The sequence below is a fragment of the Halarsenatibacter silvermanii genome, from assembly GCF_900103135.1.
GTDB lineage: Bacteria > Bacillota > Halanaerobiia > Halanaerobiales > Halarsenatibacteraceae > Halarsenatibacter > Halarsenatibacter silvermanii.
Window position 1 is genome coordinate 160,839 of record NZ_FNGO01000002.1, and the last position, 19,961, is coordinate 180,799.

Below are 19,961 nucleotides of genomic sequence, written 5' to 3' on the forward strand. Positions count from 1 at the left end.
CTCCTAAACTGGTAAAGTTTGATTATATATCAGCTCTGTGATTTTTTTCGAGTTCAGACTTGATTCTTTCCGGTTTTAAAGGAAGAGATGTGAATCTAATCCCCGTGGCATCGTAAACGGCGTTGACCACAGCAGGTGCTGTAGCTATGGTTGCCGGTTCACCCACTCCTTTAGCTCCAAAAGGACCGTCTGAATCCTCATACTCGACCAAAGATACCTCAATTTCGGGGCAATCCTGAGCTGTTGGAACCAGATATCTGCTCAAATCAGGGTTTTGGACAAATCCGTCCTCGACGACCACCTCTTCGGTCAGCGCCATACCCAGCCCCTGAGCAGTGCCGCCTTCGATCTGACCTTCAACTCCCTGTGGGTTTATAGCCCGGCCGACGTCTATAGCGCTGTAAGCTTTTTCCACCTCGACCATACCCGTCTTTTTGTCCACGGCCACATCGACTACCTGGGTGTGGAAAGTGTAGGCCACGTATGCTTTCTCCGACTGACCAGTGTATTCATCGGGTTTATAGGTTTTGGGAAAGAAAGTGCCTCTTCCTTTCAGTTCAATCCCTTCCCGGGCCAGCCTGTCCTTGAGCTCCCAGAGGCTCATTTTATCGTCTTCATCGACTTTCGAATAGGCTTTTCCATCCTTAACTCCCATTTCGGGATGGTTGGTGCCGAATTCCCTGCTGGCGTAATGATAGATATTGCCCAGCAGATCTTCTGCCGCTTTTTTGACGGCATTACCGGTGAAGAAAGTCTGTCGGGTGGCAGAAGTCGAGCCGGCGTTTTGAGAGTTGTGAGTATCTCCCCGGGTTATCTCGACCACCCCGGGATCTATTCTGAGCACTTCTGCTACTATCTGGGTGATGACCGTTCTCACACCCTGCCCCACATCTGCGGCGGCCGAGTTGACCAGAACCGTGCCTTCATCGCTCAGCTCCACTTCGGCGATAGAATGATCGGGAAAGCCCTCGCCGTAACCAAAGCCGAACATTATCGTGGCCAGGCCTCTGCCCCTTAAAATATCTTCTTTATCGGCAGAAACCGCAAGCACGTCCGATTTCTCTTCTTCAGCCAGCCGGCAGGCCTCGACTATGGTCTCTTCAGCGTTCACACTTTGATTGAGAACCTGGCCATTGGGGGTTAAAGACCCTTCCTGATAAATATTTTTTTCTCTAAATTTTTTCGGATCCAGATCGAGTTCATGGGCCAGCAGATCCATTTGGTTCTCATAAGAATATCCCATCTGAGTTGCTCCGAAACCGCGCATGGCCCCGCCGTAGGGGTTATTGGTGTAGATTGCGGCAGCTTTTCCTTTGAGATTGGGGACCTGATAGGGGCCGGTGCAGTGATAAACACTTTTTTGCAGAACAGCCGGGCCGCTGGAGGCATAGGCGCCAGTATCTCCCAAAACCTCCGTCTCCCAGGCCGTGAGACTGCCATCATTTTTGACACCTGTTTTGTGCCTTATGATCATGGCATGACGTTTTGATTGAGCCAGGAAGGATTCCTCCCGGTTGTAAAGAAGCTGAACCGGCCTTCCCAGCTCCCGGGTGGCCAGCGCCAGGTGGATGTGTACGGATACATCTTCCTTTTTGCCAAAAGCACCGCCTATTTCGGGCTGTACAATTCTTATCTGATCTTTATCCAGCCCCAGGGATTGAGCGACGTCGGCCTGAGTATCATGCAGCCATTGACTGGCGGCATAGATGGTTATAATATCTTCTTGAGAGTCATATTCAGCGATGCCCTTTTCGACCTGCATCGGGACCTGATCCAGGCTCTGCGTGCGATATTCCTTTTCAACTATCAGATCAGCTGCAGAGAAACCTTCCTCCACATCTCCTCTTTCCACCCTGTGGTCACAGAGAATATTATCACAGCAGATTTCCGAATCCTCGAGATAGTGGGTGACCTCGATAAAATCGTCGTCATGCACCACGGGACAGCTGGGATCGATAGCTCTTTCCATATTCCCCACTACCTCGAGTCTTTCCAGCTCGACCTCTATTTTTTCTCTGGCCTCGAGAGCGGCTTCATCAGTCTCTGCCACTACCAGAGCCAGAGCATCGCCGAGATAACGCATCTTTTCGCCGATTCCAACCAGCACCGGATGATCCTTTATGATAAGGCCGAATTTGTTGAGCTGCGGAAAGTCTTCGGCCGTAAAGACGTCGGCCACCCCGGGTACTTCCCGGGCTTTTGTGACGTCAATTGATTTTAAATAGGCATGCGGGTGTGGAGCTCTTTTAACCCTCATATGAAGCAGATCGCTGTAGTTGAGAGTGAGATCTTCGGTATATTCCGCCTCTCCGGTGACTTTGCTCCGGGCATCAACTCTTTTTACTCCTTGCCCGACACTCCTTCTGCTCATAGGTCAGCCTCCCCTCTCTTTATTTTGTCGGCTGCGGCTTCGACAGCGTCGATTATTTTTTGATAGCCCGTGCAGCGGCAGATATTGCCGGCTAAAGCCCGGCGTATCTGCTCCCGGCCGGGGTTATCATCGGTTTTCAGCAGATTTTTTGCAGTCATCAAAATTCCAGGGATGCAAAACCCGCACTGCACAGCTCCTTTTTCTATAAAGCTTTCCTGGAGGGGATGAAGCGTGCCATCGTCGGCGGTCAAATTCTCTACAGTTTCTATCTCAGCCCCTTCCGCCTGAGGCGCTAAAACAAGACAGGAAGCGACCGGCTTACCGTTCATAATAACAGTGCAGGCCCCGCACTCCCCTTTTCCACACCCCTCTTTTGTTCCGGTCAAGCCGAGATCCTGGCGCAAAACATCCAGAAGCCTCTGATGAGGAGCAGCTCTTACCGTTCTTTTTTCACCGTTAACTATCATCGATATCTCCATCAGCGATCATCTCCTTTTCCGGAGGAGAGAGTTTTCAGGGCTCTTATCGTCAGATCTCCACTTACCTTTCTGCGAAATTCCTCGGTGCCCCTGATATCATCAATAGGATCAACAGCTTCAGCCGCGATCTCGCCCGCTTTCTCCCCGTCGATCTCGGGAAGTCTTTTGTCCTGCAGATATTGAGCCAGTTTCTTCAACATCATCGGCCGGGGGGCCACCGCGCCATAACAGGGACGGGCATCGGTTACAGTTCCATCTTCCTCCACATTTATAGCCAGAGCTATAGTCACACTGGAGATTATCATGGCCTGTCTTTTGCCCACTTTTTCCCAGTAAAACCTCTCGCCCTCAGCAGCCCGGGGGATTAAAATGTCAACCAGAAGCTCATCCTCTTCCAGCGCGGATTCTTTGGGACCTAAAAAGAACTCGTCGGCCGGAATTTCCCGACGGCCCTCTGCGCTCATGACCACAAAACTGGCTTTATGGGCCAGAAGAGGAGCAAGCGTGTCTCCCGCGGGAGAAGCAGTTGCTATATTGCCTCCCAGCGTGCCCCGGCTGCGTATCTGCCTGGAACCGACTTCCCGGGCAGATTGAGAGAGCAGAGGGGCCTGGTCGGCGATAATAGGGCTTTCTAACAGCTCCTGATGAGTTACCATGCTGCCGGCCTTTATCAAATCGTCGTCGCAGGCAATTCTATTGAGATAACTGATCTGGTTGAGATCAAGCCAGCAATCAACCCGATGCAGTCTTTCGAAGTGCTCAACCAGTATATCGGTGCCGCCGGCTATGACAACAGCTTCCTTGCCGTATTCGCTTTTTATCTCCAGAGCTCTGTCTATATTATCGGGCGCATAATATTCCGCTTCACTTTCAAAATCGCTCCCAGAAATCTCGGGCCTGGGCGCGGCATTTTTGGATGATTCTTTCATAATCTACTGTCTGCACCTCCTGATCCTTCATTATTGTCTCTCCCCGGGCAATGACCGTCTGTATATCTCCGCCGGCAATTCCCATGGCTATATGAGCAAAATAATTGTCCGCAGTCAGCGGAGTAGGGGGAGTGTAATCTGCTATTATCAGATCAGCTCCCGCTCCCGGCTCGAGCCGGCCGACAGGCTGAGAAAAAGTCTCGCCGGCCAGCCTGCTGTTGACATCGAAAAGCATCCAGCGAGCGAGATCTCCACCGCAGCTGGGATCGCCGCTCAGATAGGTCGGAAGCAGATCAGCAGCCGTCATGCTTTCCAGCATATCGGTCGTATAACCATCGGTGCCCAGGGCAGCATCCAGTCCGCACTCCCGCACCTTTTTAATATCCGCAGCTCCTACTCCATTGGAAAGGTTGGATTCGGGATTATGCACCAGATAACAGCCTCTTTCCGCCAGTTTGCGGTATTCATCTTCCTGTAAATGTACTCCATGTACCGCCATGGTGCCCGGCCGCCAGATGCCATGCCGATCCAGTCTTTCAACTATTCCTTCAAAACCTCTTTTGCGAGCATCTTCAACATCTGCACTGCCTTCGGCCACGTGGAGATGACAGGGAGCGTTATATTTTTCAGCCAGTTTTCCTGCTTTTTCCAGAGTTTCTTCTTCCAGAGTGAAGGAAGCATGCAGACCGACCGCACCGCTCAAATATGATCTTTCTTCTTCGGCGAGCGAATTGAGAAAACGTTCGTTTTCCCTCAAGGCCTTCTCTCTATTTTCCTTCCCGTTCCGATCGGAAACTTCAAAACAGAGGCTGGCTCTCAGACCCACATCCTCCACAGCCTGTTTCAAGATATCGAGCGAGCCGTCTATCAGACCATAACTGGCATGATGATCAAAAACTGTGGTGGTTCCCCTCTTTATGCCCTCCAGCAGCGCATAAACAGCGCTGTAATAGAGGTCATCTCGGGTTGAAAGCGTTCTGTCCAGCCGCCACCAGAGCTTTTCCAGAATCTCGGTGAATTCCCGGGGAGGCTCTTCGGCCTTGAGATCCATGCCCCGGGCAAAGGTGCTGTAAAAATGCAGATGAGAATTTATAAAACCGGGCATGATCATCTGTCCGCCGGCATCTATGATCTCGGCTTCGGGATAATTCTGCCTGATTTTATCTGCATTTCCCACTTCTTTTATAGAGTCTCCATCTATCAAAACCGCTCCTTCTTCAATAACTCTATCCTCGCTGTCATTGGTGATGACCACACCATCAGTGACCAGTTTCATAATCTATGCCCTCCTCGGCCAGCATCCTGCTGGCTATTTCGTTGGTCCTTTCCGAGATCTCCTTTTCATCTAAACTCACAACCCGCCCCTGACGAACGACAATCTCACCAGCGACCACAGTCATATCCACGCGATTATTTACTCCCGTATTGATGAGAGCTGATATGGGATCGGAAAGACCTCCTGCCAGACCAACTCTTTTGCTGTTGAGCATAAATAGATCGGCCGCCTGTCCTTCTTCCAGGCTGCCCAGCCGGGGCTGTTGGAGAATTTCGCTGCCTCCCCTGGTGGCCAAACGCAAAATATCTTCAGGACCGACCGAAGTTATGCCCGAGGTTAACTTGTGCAGCAAAAGACAGGTCTTCATTTCACCTATCATATCCGAAGAATCATTGCTGGCACTGCCGTCTACAGCCAGCCCCACAGGCACCCCTTTTTCTAACATCCGGGGGAGAGGAGCGACTCCGGAAGAAAGCTTCATATTAGAAATCGGACAGTGAGCCACGCCGGTGTTATACTCGGCCAGCTCGGCGAGTTCGTCTTCATTCAGATGAACTCCGTGAGCAAACCAGACATCATCTCCCAGCCAGCCAACCTCTTTCATATACTCCAGAGGTGAGCAGCCAAATTTGCTCTGACAAAATTCTTCCTCATCCTGTGTTTCGGCCAGATGGGTATGAGCCAGAACACCTTCATTTCTGGCCAGCTCTATCGATTTTTCCATCAATTCTCTGGTGACAGAAAAAGGAGAGCAGGGCGAAACTATCACCCGGCGGCGGGCAAAAGGATTACTATCGTGGTATTCAGAAATTACCCGTCGGGTATCCTCCAAAATTTCCTCCTCGGACTGGACCACGCTGTTGGGAGGCAGTCCGCCCTCATCCTGACCCAGCGACATACTGCCGCGGCAGGCATGTAATCTTATGCCGATATCTTCTGCAGCTGAAAATTCCTGATCAATAAGTTTTTTATCGCTCTGGTCGGGAAAAACGTAAAATTGATCCACAGTCGTGGTGCAGCCCGTCTTCAATAATTCGGCTGCTGCAGCCAGAGTGCTGAAGTAAACAGCTTCAGCATCGAGGTGCGACCAGATGGGATACAAAAATTTCAGCCAATCGAATAGTTCTACATCCTGCACCGCTCTGATGTTGCGGGTGAGCACCTGATAAAAATGATGATGAGTATTTATCAATCCTGGATACATAAAAAAATCTTCGCTGTTAATTACTTCCATATCATCACCGGAGTTCCTTCCGGTTTGGGAAATCTCAGGGGAAATTCTGGCGATTCTGCCGTTTTTAACGAGCAGATCATGGTCGGTCAAAACTTCACCCTGGTCATTCATGGTGATGATTTTGCTGACATTTTTAAATAATTTAGCGGCCACAGATAAAATCACCTTCCTCGAGGAAGTTTTTCAGGATAACTAAATAAGTTTTTTGACCTACCTATTCACCAGCTGAAGACAGGAAGATCCGGTTATTATTTCCTCAGGCTGGATCGCGAAACCGGCAGATCTTTTACATCCAGCCCAACAGCATCTTTAACTGCATTGCAGATAGCAGGAGCTGTTGGTGTGTTGGGAAGTTCCCCCATTCCTTTGGCACCAAAAGGACCATCGGGATGAAAATCCTCTACGATTATCGGCTCTATGTCCGGAGCATCTAAAGCCCGGGGCAGCCGCAGCCGGGCCAGGTTATCCTGCACGGGCCATCCTTCTTCAACGCTGAACTCCTCTTTTAAAGCATAACCCAGACCCATGACAGCTCCTCCTTCAATCTGTCCCTCTACATTTTGAGGATTGATAGCCCTGCCCACATCATGAGCTGCCAGCACTTTCAACACTTCGACGCTGCCGCGTTCTCTGTCGACTTCGACGACAGCAGCATGTACTCCAAAGCAATAGGCATAATGAAGCCTTTTTCTTTCCTCCGGCTCTGGATAGGCAGGTATCTCTTCCTCCGGCAGAGGGTCAGTCTGCGGAGGATTATATCTATAGCAGGCCGAAACCTCACCAGTTTCGACAAAAATATCAGCAAAATCCAGCAGTTTTTCACCGCTTTTAACCGCGGCTATTCCCCCTCCGGTTATTTCCAGCTCTCCGGCATCTTTATTCAGCAGATCGGATGCGCTTTTTTTTATCCGACCCGACAGCCTATCCATGCACTTTTTGAGCGCATTACCTTCACGAAATACCATGCGCGAAGCCGTGGTCACTCCTGCATCAAAGGTGAGTTCGGTATCGCTGGCCACCACTCGAAAATCTTCCGGACGACAGCCAAGAGCTTCGGCAGCTATCTGGGTGAGCGCCGTGTCGAGCCCCTGGCCGCTGTCGACCGAACCCACATACAATGTAATATAGCCGTCTTCGCCTAAAACAGCTCTGACCTCCAGCTCTTCGGGAAGTCCATTGCCGGTCCCGACGTTTTTATAGCCGGCGGCTATTCCTGTACCGATCTCTTTATTCGGGGAATCGCTCTCCGGAATTTCGAGCTCTTTAAGTCTTTCTTCCACCGCTGTCAGACATTTCTCGAGTCCGATGCCGCCCTCTTCCAGAATATCTCCGGTAATGGTAGGACTGCCTTCCTGCAAAATATTTTTTCGCCTTAGTTCAAAAGGATCCATCTCGAGCTTTTCAGCCAGCTTCTCCATCTGTCTTTCAGCGGCAAAACAGACCTGAGGACTGCCAAAACCTCTCATGGCTCCCCCCGGAGGCGAGTTGGTGTATACAGAATAAGTGTCAACCTTCACATGAGGCACTTCATAGGGACCGCAGGAGAAAGAAGTGTGTCGCAGGGATACGGGCTCTCCCAGCGAAGCATAGGCTCCCGTATTGCTGTAAATTTCTATTTCTGCTCCGACCAATTCGCCATCTTCGGTCGCTCCGGTCCGATATCGAAGCCTTGCTGCATGACGTTTGGTGGACATTCTGATAGATTCGCGGCGGCTGAGCACAATCTTAACAGGTCTGCCGGTAACATACGCGGCCAGGGCGCTGTGTATCTGCCCCAGAGGTTCTTCACGCCCGCCAAAAGCGCCGCCGGTTTGAGTAAGCTTAACCCTCACTTCTTCTTTGGGCAGATCGAGAGCGTCTGCAATAAATTCCTGATAGGCATGGGAGCTCTGGCTGGGAGAATGGACAACCAGTTTGCCCTCCTCATCGTATTCACTCAAAACCCCTTCCGGCTCCAGATAGGCATGTTCTATAAAAGGTGTTTTGTATTCTCCTTCCACCACCACATCAGCCCCGGCCAGCGGATCCTGCCAGTCACCCTTGCGCAGCTCATATTTTTTGAGCAGATTGCCTCCTTCGTGAATATCTTCCGCCTCCGGCTCCAGAGCTTTTTGAGGATCATCATGGACGGGCAGAGGGTTGTAGTCCACAGCGACCATCTCGCTGGCTCTATCGGCAGCTGCCGGATTTTCAGCCACAACCAGGGCAACAGGATCACCTACAAACCTGACTTTTTCCAGCGCCAGGACGGGCTGATGTTCTTCGATCAATCCAAAATAATTTTTTCCCGGGAGATCCTCGCCTGTCAAAACCTCTACTACACCTTCGGCATTTTCTGCTCTAAAAACATCAATACTTTCAATCTCCGCATGAGGTTCAGAGCTGAGAGTAAAGGCACCGTAAAGCATCTCATCCCTATCATCTATATCATCGACGTAAATGGGCTCTCCGGTCACTTTGGCAGCCTCCTGCTCTCCACTAAACCTCTCCCCCACCGGGGAATTCATACCGGGGGCAGAAGAAAATTTTGTCTCGCCCCTCAAAACCGCTGCCGCTCTGCTGACAGCCGCAATTATCTTGCTGTAACCGGTGCAGCGGCAGATATTTTGATTGAGGGCCTTTTTAATTTCCTCCCGGGAAGGATCGGGATTTTCATCCAGCAAAGCTTTGGCAGACATTATCATTCCCGGCGTACAAAAACCGCACTGGACAGCCCCCTCTTCCAGAAAAGCTCGCTGTATAGGGTGCAGCTTCCCTTCCCCGGCCAGTCCCTCTATCGTCTCTATTTCAGCACCGTCAAGATCTCTGACGCTAACCAGACAGGACTTTCTAGCCCTGCCATCCACTATCACCGTGCAGGTGCCGCAGTGACCCTCGTGACACCCATCTTTTGTGCCCATCAGACCTTTTTCTCTTCTGAGAAATTCCAGCAGGGTGCGGTCATCTCCCTCAGCTATTTTTATCGTTTCCCCATTTATGACCATGTTTCCTTCTTCCATGTTTATTCCATCCCTCCGATTCCGGAGATAAATAATTAAACAGTCGAACCCCTAAAAATTTTTATTGATTCTGTGTAATCATCCAATGCCCAAAATTGAAGGTATCAGTAATGTTATAAAATCTACATAGGTGATTAAAAATAACAATAAAAGCGAAGCCAAAATATATGGCCAGATTGCCCTGGTGAGCTCTTCCAATGTCAGATCAGTCAACCCCATAAGAACATATAGACAGGCTCCCACGGGGGGAGTTTTAAGTGCAATATTCAGCGCAAAAACCATTATAATTCCAAATTGAATAGGGCTAACTCCTAAATCAACTGCAATAGGGTGGAGGACTGGTCCCAAAATCACCAGCGCTGCCGCAATGTCCATAAACATCCCGACAATCAGCATAAGGATATTAATCAACAACAGAATAAGCAGAGGATTTTCAGTTATCGATAGAAAAAGTTCTGCTATCTGTTCCGGTATTCTCTGATTCGCCAGTATCCAGCCCATAATATTTGCTGAAGCTATAATCAAAAAAACTACACCGGTTGTTCTCGCTGTACTTTCCAGCAGATCAGGAATATCCCTTATATTAAGGGTTCCGTATACAAAATAACCTATCAAAAAAGCATAAAACACTGCCACCGCAGCTGCCTCAGTCGGTGTAAATACTCCCAGCAGAATACCGCCAAGAATAATAATAGGCATCAATAGAGCAGGAAAAGCTTTTATAAAAGCTGAAAAGATCTCTTTAAGAGAAGCCCTTTTCTCTGCCTTGGGGTAATTTCGTCTTTTGCTGATAATTGCTGAAACAACCATCATTATTATTCCCAGGATGATGCCCGGTAAAATTCCGGCTGCAAATAATCCTGCGATAGACACTCCCATCATTGCTCCATAGAGAACCATCATATTGCTGGGGGGAATAGTAGGACCTATTATGGAAGACCCCCCGGTGACGGCAGCAGCAAAATCCTCATCATAACCGTCCTCTACCATAGCAGGGATGAGCATTGACCCTAAAGCCGCTGCATCAGAAACTGCTGCACCTGTCATGCCGGCAAAAAATATGCTTGCTATAACATTAACATGAGCAAGCCCGCCACGTATGTGAGCTATTAACACATTGGCAAACTCAACAATTCTATGAGTGATTCGGGAAGAATTCATAATCTCTCCGGCGAATATGAAAAAAGGCATCGCCATAAGAGTAAAAGAGTCGAGTCCGGCAAAAAATCTTTGAGGTATCATACTGTAAAGCGCCGGCACATCCATCAGATAAAAAACCGCTACTGAAATGGAGCCCACGGCAAAACCTATCGGCATACCGGATAAAAGCAAAATTACGAATCCAATCCCCATAAAAGGAAGTATATCCATTTTGTTTTCCTCCGAAAGACTTATTTGTAATTTATAATGTTTTTATATTTAAGTCGTTTCTTTCAAGGCCTCTTCTACTTCAGTCTCTCCAAAGATATCGGATTTATCAGCCTCCGGGTCAAGAGAGGTTATAACATGTAAAATTTGCTGTATCAGGGCCAATCCAGCCGAAACTGGAACACTCATGAGAGGCCAGAACATAGTGACGCCCAGCGATAAAGAACGCTGAGACAATCCTCCGATGGCCATATTTATTCCTCTCCTGGTCAGTTCAAATAAAAATAAAATGACCAAAATACTTACCACCAGATTCCATATTTTTGCCACTTTTTTGGGCAGTTTATCCACTAAAATAATAAGTCCTACATGCTCCTGGTCCTTTATTCCTATGCTGACCGTCAGAAGGGCAGACCAGATCATAAGGTATCTGGCCAGAGCTTCCGTCCAGCCCAGGGGGCTGACCAGTACATATCTAAAAAATACTCCTGCTAAAACTGTTAAAGTCATGAGGCCTGTAAGAAAGATTACGACCATCAGTGTTATCCAGCCCAGAATTTCAGAAATCCTCTCTGCTATCCTAAAAATATTCATTGCAGAATCTCACCTGCCATATATTTTAAGGGGGCCCCGGATATCCAGCACCAGCAGCCCCCGAAGGTATCTATAATAATTTATTGAATGCCAAGTTCTTCTTCGGCCTCTTCAACAGCCTGCAAAAATTCTTCCGCCAGTTCCAGACCTTCTTCTCCAAATTCTTCTTCGATAACTTCCAGGGCAGCCGGTTCAGTTATTTCCCTAAAAGCTTCTAACTCTTCATCAGTGGGAGCATAAACTTCCATCTCTTCTTCAATTTTTGGCAGACCCTGATCCTCAGAAGCTTCGACGAGCTGGTTGACACCTCTACCGGCCGTATTTGCTGCCCGTGAGGCTTCGTAAATTACACTTTTTTCGTGCTCGCTCAAACCTTCCATAAATTGATCGTTTATTACCCATACATAGGGAGTATACATATGATTTGTGAGGGTGATATAATCCTGAACTTCATAAAGCAGTTCCATAGAAATTAAAGGAATTGGATTCATCTGACCATCGACAACTCCGGTCTCCAGAGCTGTATAAAGTTCTTCCCAGGCTATTTCAGTAGCGGAAGCTCCCAGAGCAGTTACGAATTCCTGGTGAATCGCTATAGGCATGGTTCTAAAGCTTACACCATCCATATCTTCAGGCGATTCTATCTGTGTAGCACTGTTGGTCAGCTGAAAAAAGCCGCCTGATTCCCCAAAAGCCAGCACTTCAAATCCATCGGTATTCTGCTCTATTTTTGATTTCATTGTATCAGCAAATTCCCCATCATATACCTCATGGGCTACACTATAATGCGAAATTGCAAAAGGAATATCAACTATCCCAATGGGCTCATAAAATGGAGCCAGGCCTCCAGCAGAGGCTATGAAACTCTGAATAACATTTCCCTGAACCTGTTCCATCATTTCCCGAGAGTCGCCCAGCGCCCCATCTGGATATATTTCTACTTCAATGTCTGTTTCAGCTTCTACTCGAGCCTGAAACACTTTAGCCATGGCTGCAGTAGCAACTTCCTGTGGGTTTTGGGGATTGAGATGGGACAATTGAATTACATCCTGGGCTCCAGCTGTGACCGAGAAAATAAAAACCAGAGAAATAACGAGTGCTGCTATTGATAATTTTTTAAACATTTATCGACACTCCCATAATTTAATTTCAAAAGATCCATAAATCCTTACTGTAATTAGATCTACGAGTCTCAATACAGTCAACAGCAAAATAATGTATGGCAGACCTGGGAAATAAGTTCTGCAATCACCCCCCCTGATAACAGACACCTAAATATCCGACAGGACTATTCAGTAAAAATTAAATTTCTCTTAAATCCCTATTTAAACAAAACGGTCAAATCTCCTTTTATATTTGTTTTATTATCCATGTATACCAGAACATAGCCTGCCAATCCAAAACGGAGTATTGTGCCTGAAACCCTAATCATTCCACCCTATAGGGAAAGTGGGCATAAAATTCAGCCGCTTTGAGCAGATGATCGACCGGAACCTGATCTTCCACGCTGTGAGCATAAACTTCATTTGCGGGGCCAAAACCCACACAGGGGATATTGTTTCTTCCCATAATGGTAACGCCGTTGGTGCTGAAAGTCCATTTATCAACTTTTGGCTCTTCGTCGAAAACATCTTCGTAGGCTGAAACTGCCGATTGAATAACAGGATGGTCTTCATCCAGAACCCAGGTCGGATAATATTTTTCCATTTCGTACTTAAATCCCGTATAACTGGGAGTATCATAATAGGGTATGCTGACCTCAGCTTCCAGATCTTCAGATTCTATAATCTCTTCTATCTGCTCTACAGCCAGTTCTTTATCCTCACCCGCGGTCAATCTTCGGTCAATGTGCAGCTCAGTCTGATTGGGAATGGCATTTAAACTGGGGGTTTGATTGGTTACATGAGTGGCTGCCACCGTGCCCTTGCCCAGAAAATCATCGACCTTAAGTTCAGGATTTAAATTTTCTACGCCAGAAATAATTTTCGCCATCTTATAAAGCGCATTCTCTCCTCTTTCGGGAGCGCTGCCGTGACAGGAAACACCTTCGGTTTTTACCTTCATCTCCATTCTGCCTCTGTGACCTCGGTATATATTCAGATTAGTGGGTTCGGTGATGACTACCAGTTCCGGATCGAGAACGTTCTCATTTATGATGTATTCCCAGCACAATCCATCGCAGTCCTCTTCCTGAACAGTTCCAACAAAGTACAGGCTGAATTCCTCGTGCAGCCCCAGATCTTTGATGACTTTGCCGGCATAAACCATCGATACCATGGCAGCTTCCTGGTCGGTGGCACCTCGACCGTAAATTATTCCATCCTCGAATTTGCCTTCGTAGGGATCCCAGTCCCACTCATCGGGATTGCCGATTCCGACTGTATCTATATGAGCATCATAGGCTAAAACTCTGTCGCCTTCGCCCACGCGTCCATGGACATTGCCCATCTCATCGGTAAAAACCTCATCAAAGCCGACTTCATTCATCTCTTCTGCTATGCGTTCAATAACTTCACCCTCTTCACAACTTTCGCTGGGTATGCTGATCATGTCACGCATAAATTCTATCATTTCGTCTTCATATCTGGCTACTTCTTCTTTAATTCGGGCTACCAGCTCTTCTCTTTGCAAACTTTGACACTCCTTATATAATTATTTTTATCACAATCAGATTAATTTTTTGGTTCCTGCAGTTATCCATTTTGCTGTATTATTTATCCTCTTCCGCCCATGGTTAGAGTCATAACCGCTTTGGCTGTGTGCAGTCTGTTCTCGGCCTCATCGAAGACGACTGAATGCTCGCCGTCTATAACAGAATCTTCAACCTCATTGCCCCTGTCAGCCGGCAGAGCATGCATATAAATGACATCATCATCGGCCATGTTCATCATCTCTTCTGTGCATTTCCAGTCTTGATTGGCTTCGAGCAGATCCGAACCTTCTTCATCGTGGGGATCGGTTACCCAGTTGCCCCAGTTTTTGGGAATTACTACGTCAGCATCTTCATAGGCCTGTTCCATGTCATGGGTTATGGTCAGCGAGCCATTATTCTTTTTGGCGCTGGCTTCAGCTCTTTCTATGACCCAATCAGGCAGCTTGAATCCTTCCGGATAGGCTAATGTTACATCCATGCCGTATTTGGGGAAGAGCTGAACCTGTGAAACCGGTACAGAAATCGGCTTTTTGTGAGTGGTGGCGTAAGCCCAGATGACCGATACCTTCAAATTCTCCAGATTATTCTTCTTCTCCTCGATGGTCAATAGATCGGCCAGAGCCTGCATGGGATGATAAAGATCACACTGCAGATTCATCACCGGCACGCGTGAATACTCAGCCAGAGTTGTAAGATAGTCATTGCCTATATCCCAGTCACAGTTGCGGCAGGCCAGACCGTGGCCGAAACTGCTCAGGACTATAGCTGTGTCTTTGGCCTCCTCACCGTGAGAAACCTGCATGGTTGAGGTGTCGAGAAAATTAGCATGACCGCCCAGCTGAGCCAGGCCTGCCTCCATCGAATTGCGCGTCCTGGTAGATTCCTCAAAAAACATCAAAAATGCCGTCTTGTTTTTCAAATAAGGGGTGTCGGCATCCATGGCAAATTTCTGCTTGAGATCTTTTGAAACTTCGAGCAATGTGTCTATCTCGCCCCGGGACCAATCTTCAAGTGTTATAAAATCTTTATTCCTGAATTCTGTCTGCATAAATTATACCTCCTGTTTTTTAACTTCACTTTATATATTCAATATTATTTAATTCCTGACCTTCAGATTCACCAGAAAAACAATCATGATTGTTTTAAAAATTCGGCGGAGTTATGGCCGAGATAAGCACCAGTTCCTCCTCTCCTACATTGACAATTTTATGAGGAACACTGGCGACATAATAGATGCTGTCGCCTGGCTCCAGTTCAAAATCTTTTTCTCCGATCTCTATATACATCCTGCCTTCCATAACCAGCGTGCACTCCTCTCCGCGGTGAGGCAGAGGGTTTTCTACGGTAGCTTCACCGGGCTGAAGGCGTATTTCAACCAGCTCCATCTGTCTGTTGAGATCGGGGCTGATCAATTCGACCTGAGAATCGGAGCTGGGATAGGATATTTTCTTGCGCTCATCTTTTCGGATAACGGCATTCTTATCCCTGTCGTCGACCAAAAAATAAAATATGGGAACCCCCAGAGCCTTGGCAATCTCCCGCAGAGCTGTGATAGAAGGCTCTGCCAGACCTCTTTCAACCTGGCTTAAATAACTGGAGGTTTTGCCGATTTCATCGGCTAGCTCTGATAAGCTCATATCCTGCGACTGTCTCATCTCTCTGATGCGAGCTCCCAGACGATGATTTTCATTCATCTTCCTTTATAATTCCCCTCTGTTCAAATATTTGCCGTAGTTCTTCAATATCCGGGCTCACTTCTAGCGGTTCCGAAGCTGCGCGGCGGGCGTTGTCTATATCTTTTAACCCGTTGCCCGTAACCACAAAGGCGATATCATCATCGCGAGAAATTTCCCCTTCTGCCGCCTCTCTCCGCAGCCCTGCCAGGCCTGCGACTCCGGCAGGTTCACCAAATATTCCTGTTCTGCTGCCCAGCAGAGTCATCATCTCCATAATTTCCTCATCTGTGACGTTTACCATGGTTCCTCCCGAATTTTTCACAGCCATCAGTGCTTTTTTATAATTGCGCGGTCGGCCCACAGCTATACTGTCGGCTATGGTATCCTCAGATGTAACCTCCAGCGGTTCTCCTGTTCGGAAGGATCTGGTGATAGGGGCGCAGCCCTCAGCCTGAACTCCCAGAAGGCGCGGAGTTTTATCGATAAAACCTATCTCGCGCAGATCCTTGCAGGCCTTCCAGGCTCCGGCTATCGTGCAGCCATCACCGACAGAAAAGACCAGCCAGTCCGGCATTTCAAAATCGAGCTGCTCGGCCATTTCCAGAACACAGGTCTTTTTGCCCTCTACCAGATAAGGGTTTATAGCAGCATTGCGGTTATACCAGCCCCAGCGATCGATGGATTCGGCGGAAAGATTATAGGCTTTTTCGTAATTGTCCTGCACTGAAACAACCACCGCTCCATAGATGAGCAGCTGAGCCAGCTTGCCTCCCGGCACCCGCTCGGGCACAAATATTACAGCCTCCATATCTTCATCCAGCGAAGCGGCATTACCGGCCAGAGAGGTGGCAGCATTGCCGGTAGAAGAACAGGCCACAGCATGCCTGCCGGCTTCCTGAGCTTTCACCACTGCTACCGCCGAAGCCCGGTCTTTGAGAGAACCGGTGGGATTCAGCCCCTCATTTTTGATGATGAGATTTTCCAGCCCCAGCTCTTTTGCCAGGCCCGGAGCATGATAAAGCGAGGTACTTCCCACCTCCAGCCTGGGCCGGGGTGTCCCGGGTTTAACCGGAATCAATGGTCCATAACGCCACATATTGCCACGGGGATCAGAGGAGAGCTCTTCCCGCGACCATTCTACTGCCAGCCGCTCGTAATCAAGCTTCACCTCCAGAAGCCCCTCATCATCGCAGCTTTCACAGAGATATCTTTCAGGCTCCGGCGCATAAATTTCTCCACAATCAATACATTCCAGTTCGGTTACATACTTCATGCCTCAATCACTCCTCCTGAAGGCCTGTCCTCTGATTGAATTCCCTTATCAATTCATCTATTTCAGGAGCCATTCCGTGCAGCTTCTCCCAGTAATTTTCATAATCATACCACTGAGCATTGAGCTCCTCAACCTCACGGCCCTGCTGTTCTATCCAGGTATAATATTTGAGATTGTGAATGCGCTTTTTTTGATAATAATCCAGCTCCTTGACGTGATCTATGCCGACAGCTCGCAGATGCCTATGAAAATCGACAGCGGCATCCTGCTCATCATAGTCGCCGGCTTCTTCCATCATTTCCTCAACACGCGATTCATATAATTCCATGGAGTCGGTGAATACTGTCATCACCACATCATCTTCACCCAGTTCATAATAACGGGCCATCTTTATGGCTCCCAGAATATTTGCAATGCCAGAAATGCCCATCAAATCAAGATTTTCAATCGTTTCGACGGGAACACCCTGATCTTCGAGATATTCTTTGCCCACCCCGGTGTTGAATAATCTGACCAGACTCATAGAGTCGTTATCATCGAGCCCCATCACCATATCGGTATTGCGAACATTGTGAACCCAGGGGACGTGCTTATCGCCTATACCCTCGATGCGATGAGCGCCATAGCCGTTATACAAAAGGGTCGGACACTGCAGCGCTTCACCCACTGCCAGTTTACTCAGCGGATATTCTTCTTTAACCCTGTCAGCCGCTCCTAAAGTCCCTCCTGATCCGGAGGTCATGACCATACCGGCCAGGTTTTTCGCTCCCGCAATCTCTTCAAAGGCTGCTAGCATTGCATCACCGGTCACCTCATAATGCCAGAGATGATTTCCCAGTTCATCGAACTGATTGAATATCCTGACATTATCTCTCTCCTCTTTGAGCTCCCAGCATTTATCAAAAATTTCTTTGATATTGCTTTCCGAGCCGGGAGTGCTGATAACTTCATCGGCCACGCCGGCAAGCCAGTCAAATCTCTCCTGACTCATCCCTTCGGGCAGAATGGCTATTGATTCACAGCCCAAAAGCTCGCTGTTGTATGCACCTCCACGGCAGTAATTGCCGGTTGAAGGCCAGACAGCCTTTTCTCTGGTAGGGTCGAATTTTCCTGTGACAAGTTGAGGAGCCAGACAGCCATAAGTTGCTCCTACTTTGTGAGCTCCGGTCGGAAACCACTTGCCCACCAGCGCAACGATTCTGGCCTCAACGCCCGTCAGTTCACTCGGCAGTTCTATAAAGTTGACGCCGTCATAGAGTCCGCCTGATTTAACAGCCTCATTCTTCCAGGTTGTTCGAAAAAGATTGGCAGAGTCCATCTCCCAGAGATCGGTATCTTTGAGATTTTCCTTTATTGATTCGGGTATCTTTTCCGGGTTTTTCATCTGTTCAAAAGTCGGCAGTATCACACCTTCATCTTTCGCTCTCTTTACAGCCCGCTTCAATCTATCCTTCTTGATTTCGAGATCGATCATCACTTATACCCCCTTGCTTATTATCAGCTATCTTCAATCACACTTTATAAATTCAATAATAGTTAATAAACTCCTGCCTGCGGCGAGAAAAAATAGAGCTTTAATAATAGGTTCTTCCTGGAAAATAGATCTTTATAGAGCAGGACCAGCCTTTGAGGGCTGGAACCTCTCGTCAAACTGCGCATACGGTTTTCCCGTAAACAGCTTTCCCGTAAGGGTTATACCTCGGCTTATCTCTGCCGGTTACGCGGTTACGGCAAGAACCATCACAGACCTCCCCCGGTCAATTATTCCACCTTATTGCCATTCCAACCCTAATCACACCTGCAAACCCAGCATAATTGCATGTTTCTTACCCTGTCATTGTTGACTTCTACATTACACATGCAATAACATGGATAGGACTTTCACCTATGATCAAAATAATTTACAGAGCACACCAAAGAAAAAGCCCCACCTCTTCAGAGAGAGGAAGGGCTTATTTCTTCACTTTTTTTCAAAGTAATCTACCAGCTTACTTAAAATGTAAGAACTTTATCTGCAGATTCATTGATAACCAGCAGTATTTCCTGCATGTTTATCCTCCCTGCAGATTTTCTCATAATTTTTCATCTTAAAATTCATGCCTTATTCTTCTATATTTTCGATCATGATCAGGACCATTTTGAACTTTTCGGGAGCCCTGACGGAATGAGGTATATCCGCGGGCATCACTATCATTTCACCTGCTTTTACTCTATGAGTTTCGCTCCCTATGGTATATTCCCCCACACCATCGATAACGTGAACCATGGCTTCGTGAGGAGCGGAATGCTCGCTTAAGTTCTGACCTTCATCAAAAGCGAAAAGTGTAACTGTTCCAGTATCCATATCTATGACGGTTTTGCTGACAATAGAATTCTTCTGATATTCAATAGTTTCCTGGATATTATAGACTGTAGAATCTTGCATTAATATAACCTCCTTCAGCTGGAATAATTTTTACATCTCTGCAAATACACCCTCTATATCCTCCACAAGTCTTTCCACTTCCTTAAAATTCTCTCCGGCAGAGGTATAAGTTCGTCGAAAAGCCTGCGGTCCCAATCAATGACCCCCACAGAATAAATATCTTCCACAATTTCTCTACAGCTCATATTTTAACACCTCTTTTTAAATATTTCATGAAAGCTTAAAATGGTTTTGCTTATTATAATGTAATTATCCAATTTGGAATTCAATTCCTGCAAATTAAATACGGATCTTCTTGTCTTTAGTTGTTTTATAGGTGTGTCAAAAACCTCATTTAGTTGTACTGCAAGATATAAAGCTGCGTTCGTAATAAAATTTTTCGGAAGGAGGAACTGGTTTACACTGGTTCCGGCATGGAAAGGGGAGAAATTCATGCCAGGTATTGATTACAAATTGGCTGCCATGCTTATATCCAACATCAGAAATATTGATCGCTTCGATTCAGCCGATGAACTGACAAAACATGCTGGCCCGGTGGATATAATTTATGCTCTGATGAGGGATAGATCGGTTTATCAACCTCCAAAGATGACTCAACTTGATGTATTAAAGCGTTCTGGCTGATAAAATTTAACCTGTATCAGTTCGACAACCTAAGACTTAAACATAAAATTATGCAGCATT

17 protein-coding genes are annotated in these 19,961 nt (G+C 47.4%); 1 reads left to right on the plus strand and 16 read right to left on the minus strand.

The features are described 5' to 3' along the window. Window positions 1–22 precede the first annotated feature (22 nt). The 16 genes from BLT15_RS01740 to BLT15_RS13605 form a co-directional block, all read right to left on the minus strand. A complete protein-coding gene (locus BLT15_RS01740; RefSeq protein ID WP_089758047.1) occupies window positions 23–2,371 on the minus strand; it encodes a xanthine dehydrogenase family protein molybdopterin-binding subunit in 2,349 nt (782 codons plus the stop codon). Then, window positions 2,368–2,850, minus strand: coding sequence for a (2Fe-2S)-binding protein (locus BLT15_RS01745; protein ID WP_089758048.1), 483 nt, complete (start codon window positions 2,848–2,850; stop codon window positions 2,368–2,370). Before BLT15_RS01745 ends, BLT15_RS01740 begins: the two co-directional genes overlap by 4 nt. After that, window positions 2,850–3,779, minus strand: coding sequence for an FAD binding domain-containing protein (locus BLT15_RS01750; protein WP_089758050.1), 930 nt, complete (start codon window positions 3,777–3,779; stop codon window positions 2,850–2,852). Before BLT15_RS01750 ends, BLT15_RS01745 begins: the two co-directional genes overlap by 1 nt. Further along, complete coding sequence (gene ssnA, locus BLT15_RS01755; RefSeq protein WP_089758052.1) at window positions 3,721–5,055, minus strand: putative aminohydrolase SsnA; 1,335 nt, start codon at window positions 5,053–5,055, stop codon at window positions 3,721–3,723. Before ssnA ends, BLT15_RS01750 begins: the two co-directional genes overlap by 59 nt. Further along, entirely contained in the window at window positions 5,039–6,442 is a 1,404-nt protein-coding gene (locus BLT15_RS01760; protein WP_089758054.1) for an 8-oxoguanine deaminase, read from the minus strand. Before BLT15_RS01760 ends, ssnA begins: the two co-directional genes overlap by 17 nt. Window positions 6,443–6,537: 95 nt before the next feature. Further along, the gene (locus BLT15_RS01765) at window positions 6,538–9,288 is read right to left on the minus strand and encodes a molybdopterin-dependent oxidoreductase (protein ID WP_089758056.1); all 2,751 of its coding nucleotides are present in this window, start codon (window positions 9,286–9,288) and stop codon (window positions 6,538–6,540) included. 78 nt (window positions 9,289–9,366) lie between these two features. Then, window positions 9,367–10,659: a TRAP transporter large permease gene (locus tag BLT15_RS01770; protein ID WP_200769666.1), complete on the minus strand. Its 1,293-nt coding sequence runs from the start codon at window positions 10,657–10,659 to the stop codon at window positions 9,367–9,369. Window positions 10,660–10,707: 48 nt separating this feature from the next. After that, window positions 10,708–11,250 (minus strand): TRAP transporter small permease, encoded by a 543-nt coding sequence (locus BLT15_RS01775; RefSeq protein ID WP_089758057.1) that lies wholly within the window; start codon window positions 11,248–11,250, stop codon window positions 10,708–10,710. Window positions 11,251–11,330: 80 nt separating this feature from the next. After that, window positions 11,331–12,374, minus strand: a complete 1,044-nt coding sequence (locus BLT15_RS01780; RefSeq protein ID WP_089758059.1) for a DctP family TRAP transporter solute-binding subunit — start codon at window positions 12,372–12,374, stop codon at window positions 11,331–11,333. A gap of 304 nt (window positions 12,375–12,678) precedes the next feature. Continuing rightward, on the minus strand, window positions 12,679–13,881 hold the full coding sequence (locus tag BLT15_RS01785; protein ID WP_089758061.1) for a YgeY family selenium metabolism-linked hydrolase: 1,203 nt from the start codon (window positions 13,879–13,881) through the stop codon (window positions 12,679–12,681). 83 nt (window positions 13,882–13,964) lie between these two features. Next, window positions 13,965–14,951 (minus strand): ornithine carbamoyltransferase, encoded by a 987-nt coding sequence (locus tag BLT15_RS01790; RefSeq protein ID WP_089758062.1) that lies wholly within the window; start codon window positions 14,949–14,951, stop codon window positions 13,965–13,967. A gap of 94 nt (window positions 14,952–15,045) precedes the next feature. After that, complete coding sequence (locus BLT15_RS01795; protein WP_089758064.1) at window positions 15,046–15,597, minus strand: helix-turn-helix domain-containing protein; 552 nt, start codon at window positions 15,595–15,597, stop codon at window positions 15,046–15,048. Further along, the gene (gene thrC / locus BLT15_RS01800) at window positions 15,590–16,852 is read right to left on the minus strand and encodes a threonine synthase (RefSeq protein WP_089758065.1); all 1,263 of its coding nucleotides are present in this window, start codon (window positions 16,850–16,852) and stop codon (window positions 15,590–15,592) included. Before thrC ends, BLT15_RS01795 begins: the two co-directional genes overlap by 8 nt. 7 nt (window positions 16,853–16,859) lie before the next feature. Next, on the minus strand, window positions 16,860–18,326 hold the full coding sequence (locus BLT15_RS01805) for a pyridoxal-phosphate dependent enzyme (RefSeq protein ID WP_089758067.1): 1,467 nt from the start codon (window positions 18,324–18,326) through the stop codon (window positions 16,860–16,862). 627 nt (window positions 18,327–18,953) lie between these two features. Continuing rightward, complete coding sequence (locus BLT15_RS01810) at window positions 18,954–19,277, minus strand: cupin domain-containing protein (protein ID WP_089758069.1); 324 nt, start codon at window positions 19,275–19,277, stop codon at window positions 18,954–18,956. 53 nt (window positions 19,278–19,330) lie between these two features. Further along, on the minus strand, window positions 19,331–19,462 hold the full coding sequence (locus tag BLT15_RS13605; protein ID WP_268762212.1) for a hypothetical protein: 132 nt from the start codon (window positions 19,460–19,462) through the stop codon (window positions 19,331–19,333). A 247-nt stretch (window positions 19,463–19,709) separates the two neighbouring features. Here BLT15_RS13605 and BLT15_RS01815 point away from each other — a divergent pair, with 247 nt between their 5' ends. Next, complete coding sequence (locus BLT15_RS01815; protein ID WP_089758071.1) at window positions 19,710–19,901, plus strand: transposase; 192 nt, start codon at window positions 19,710–19,712, stop codon at window positions 19,899–19,901. Window positions 19,902–19,961 lie beyond the last annotated feature (60 nt).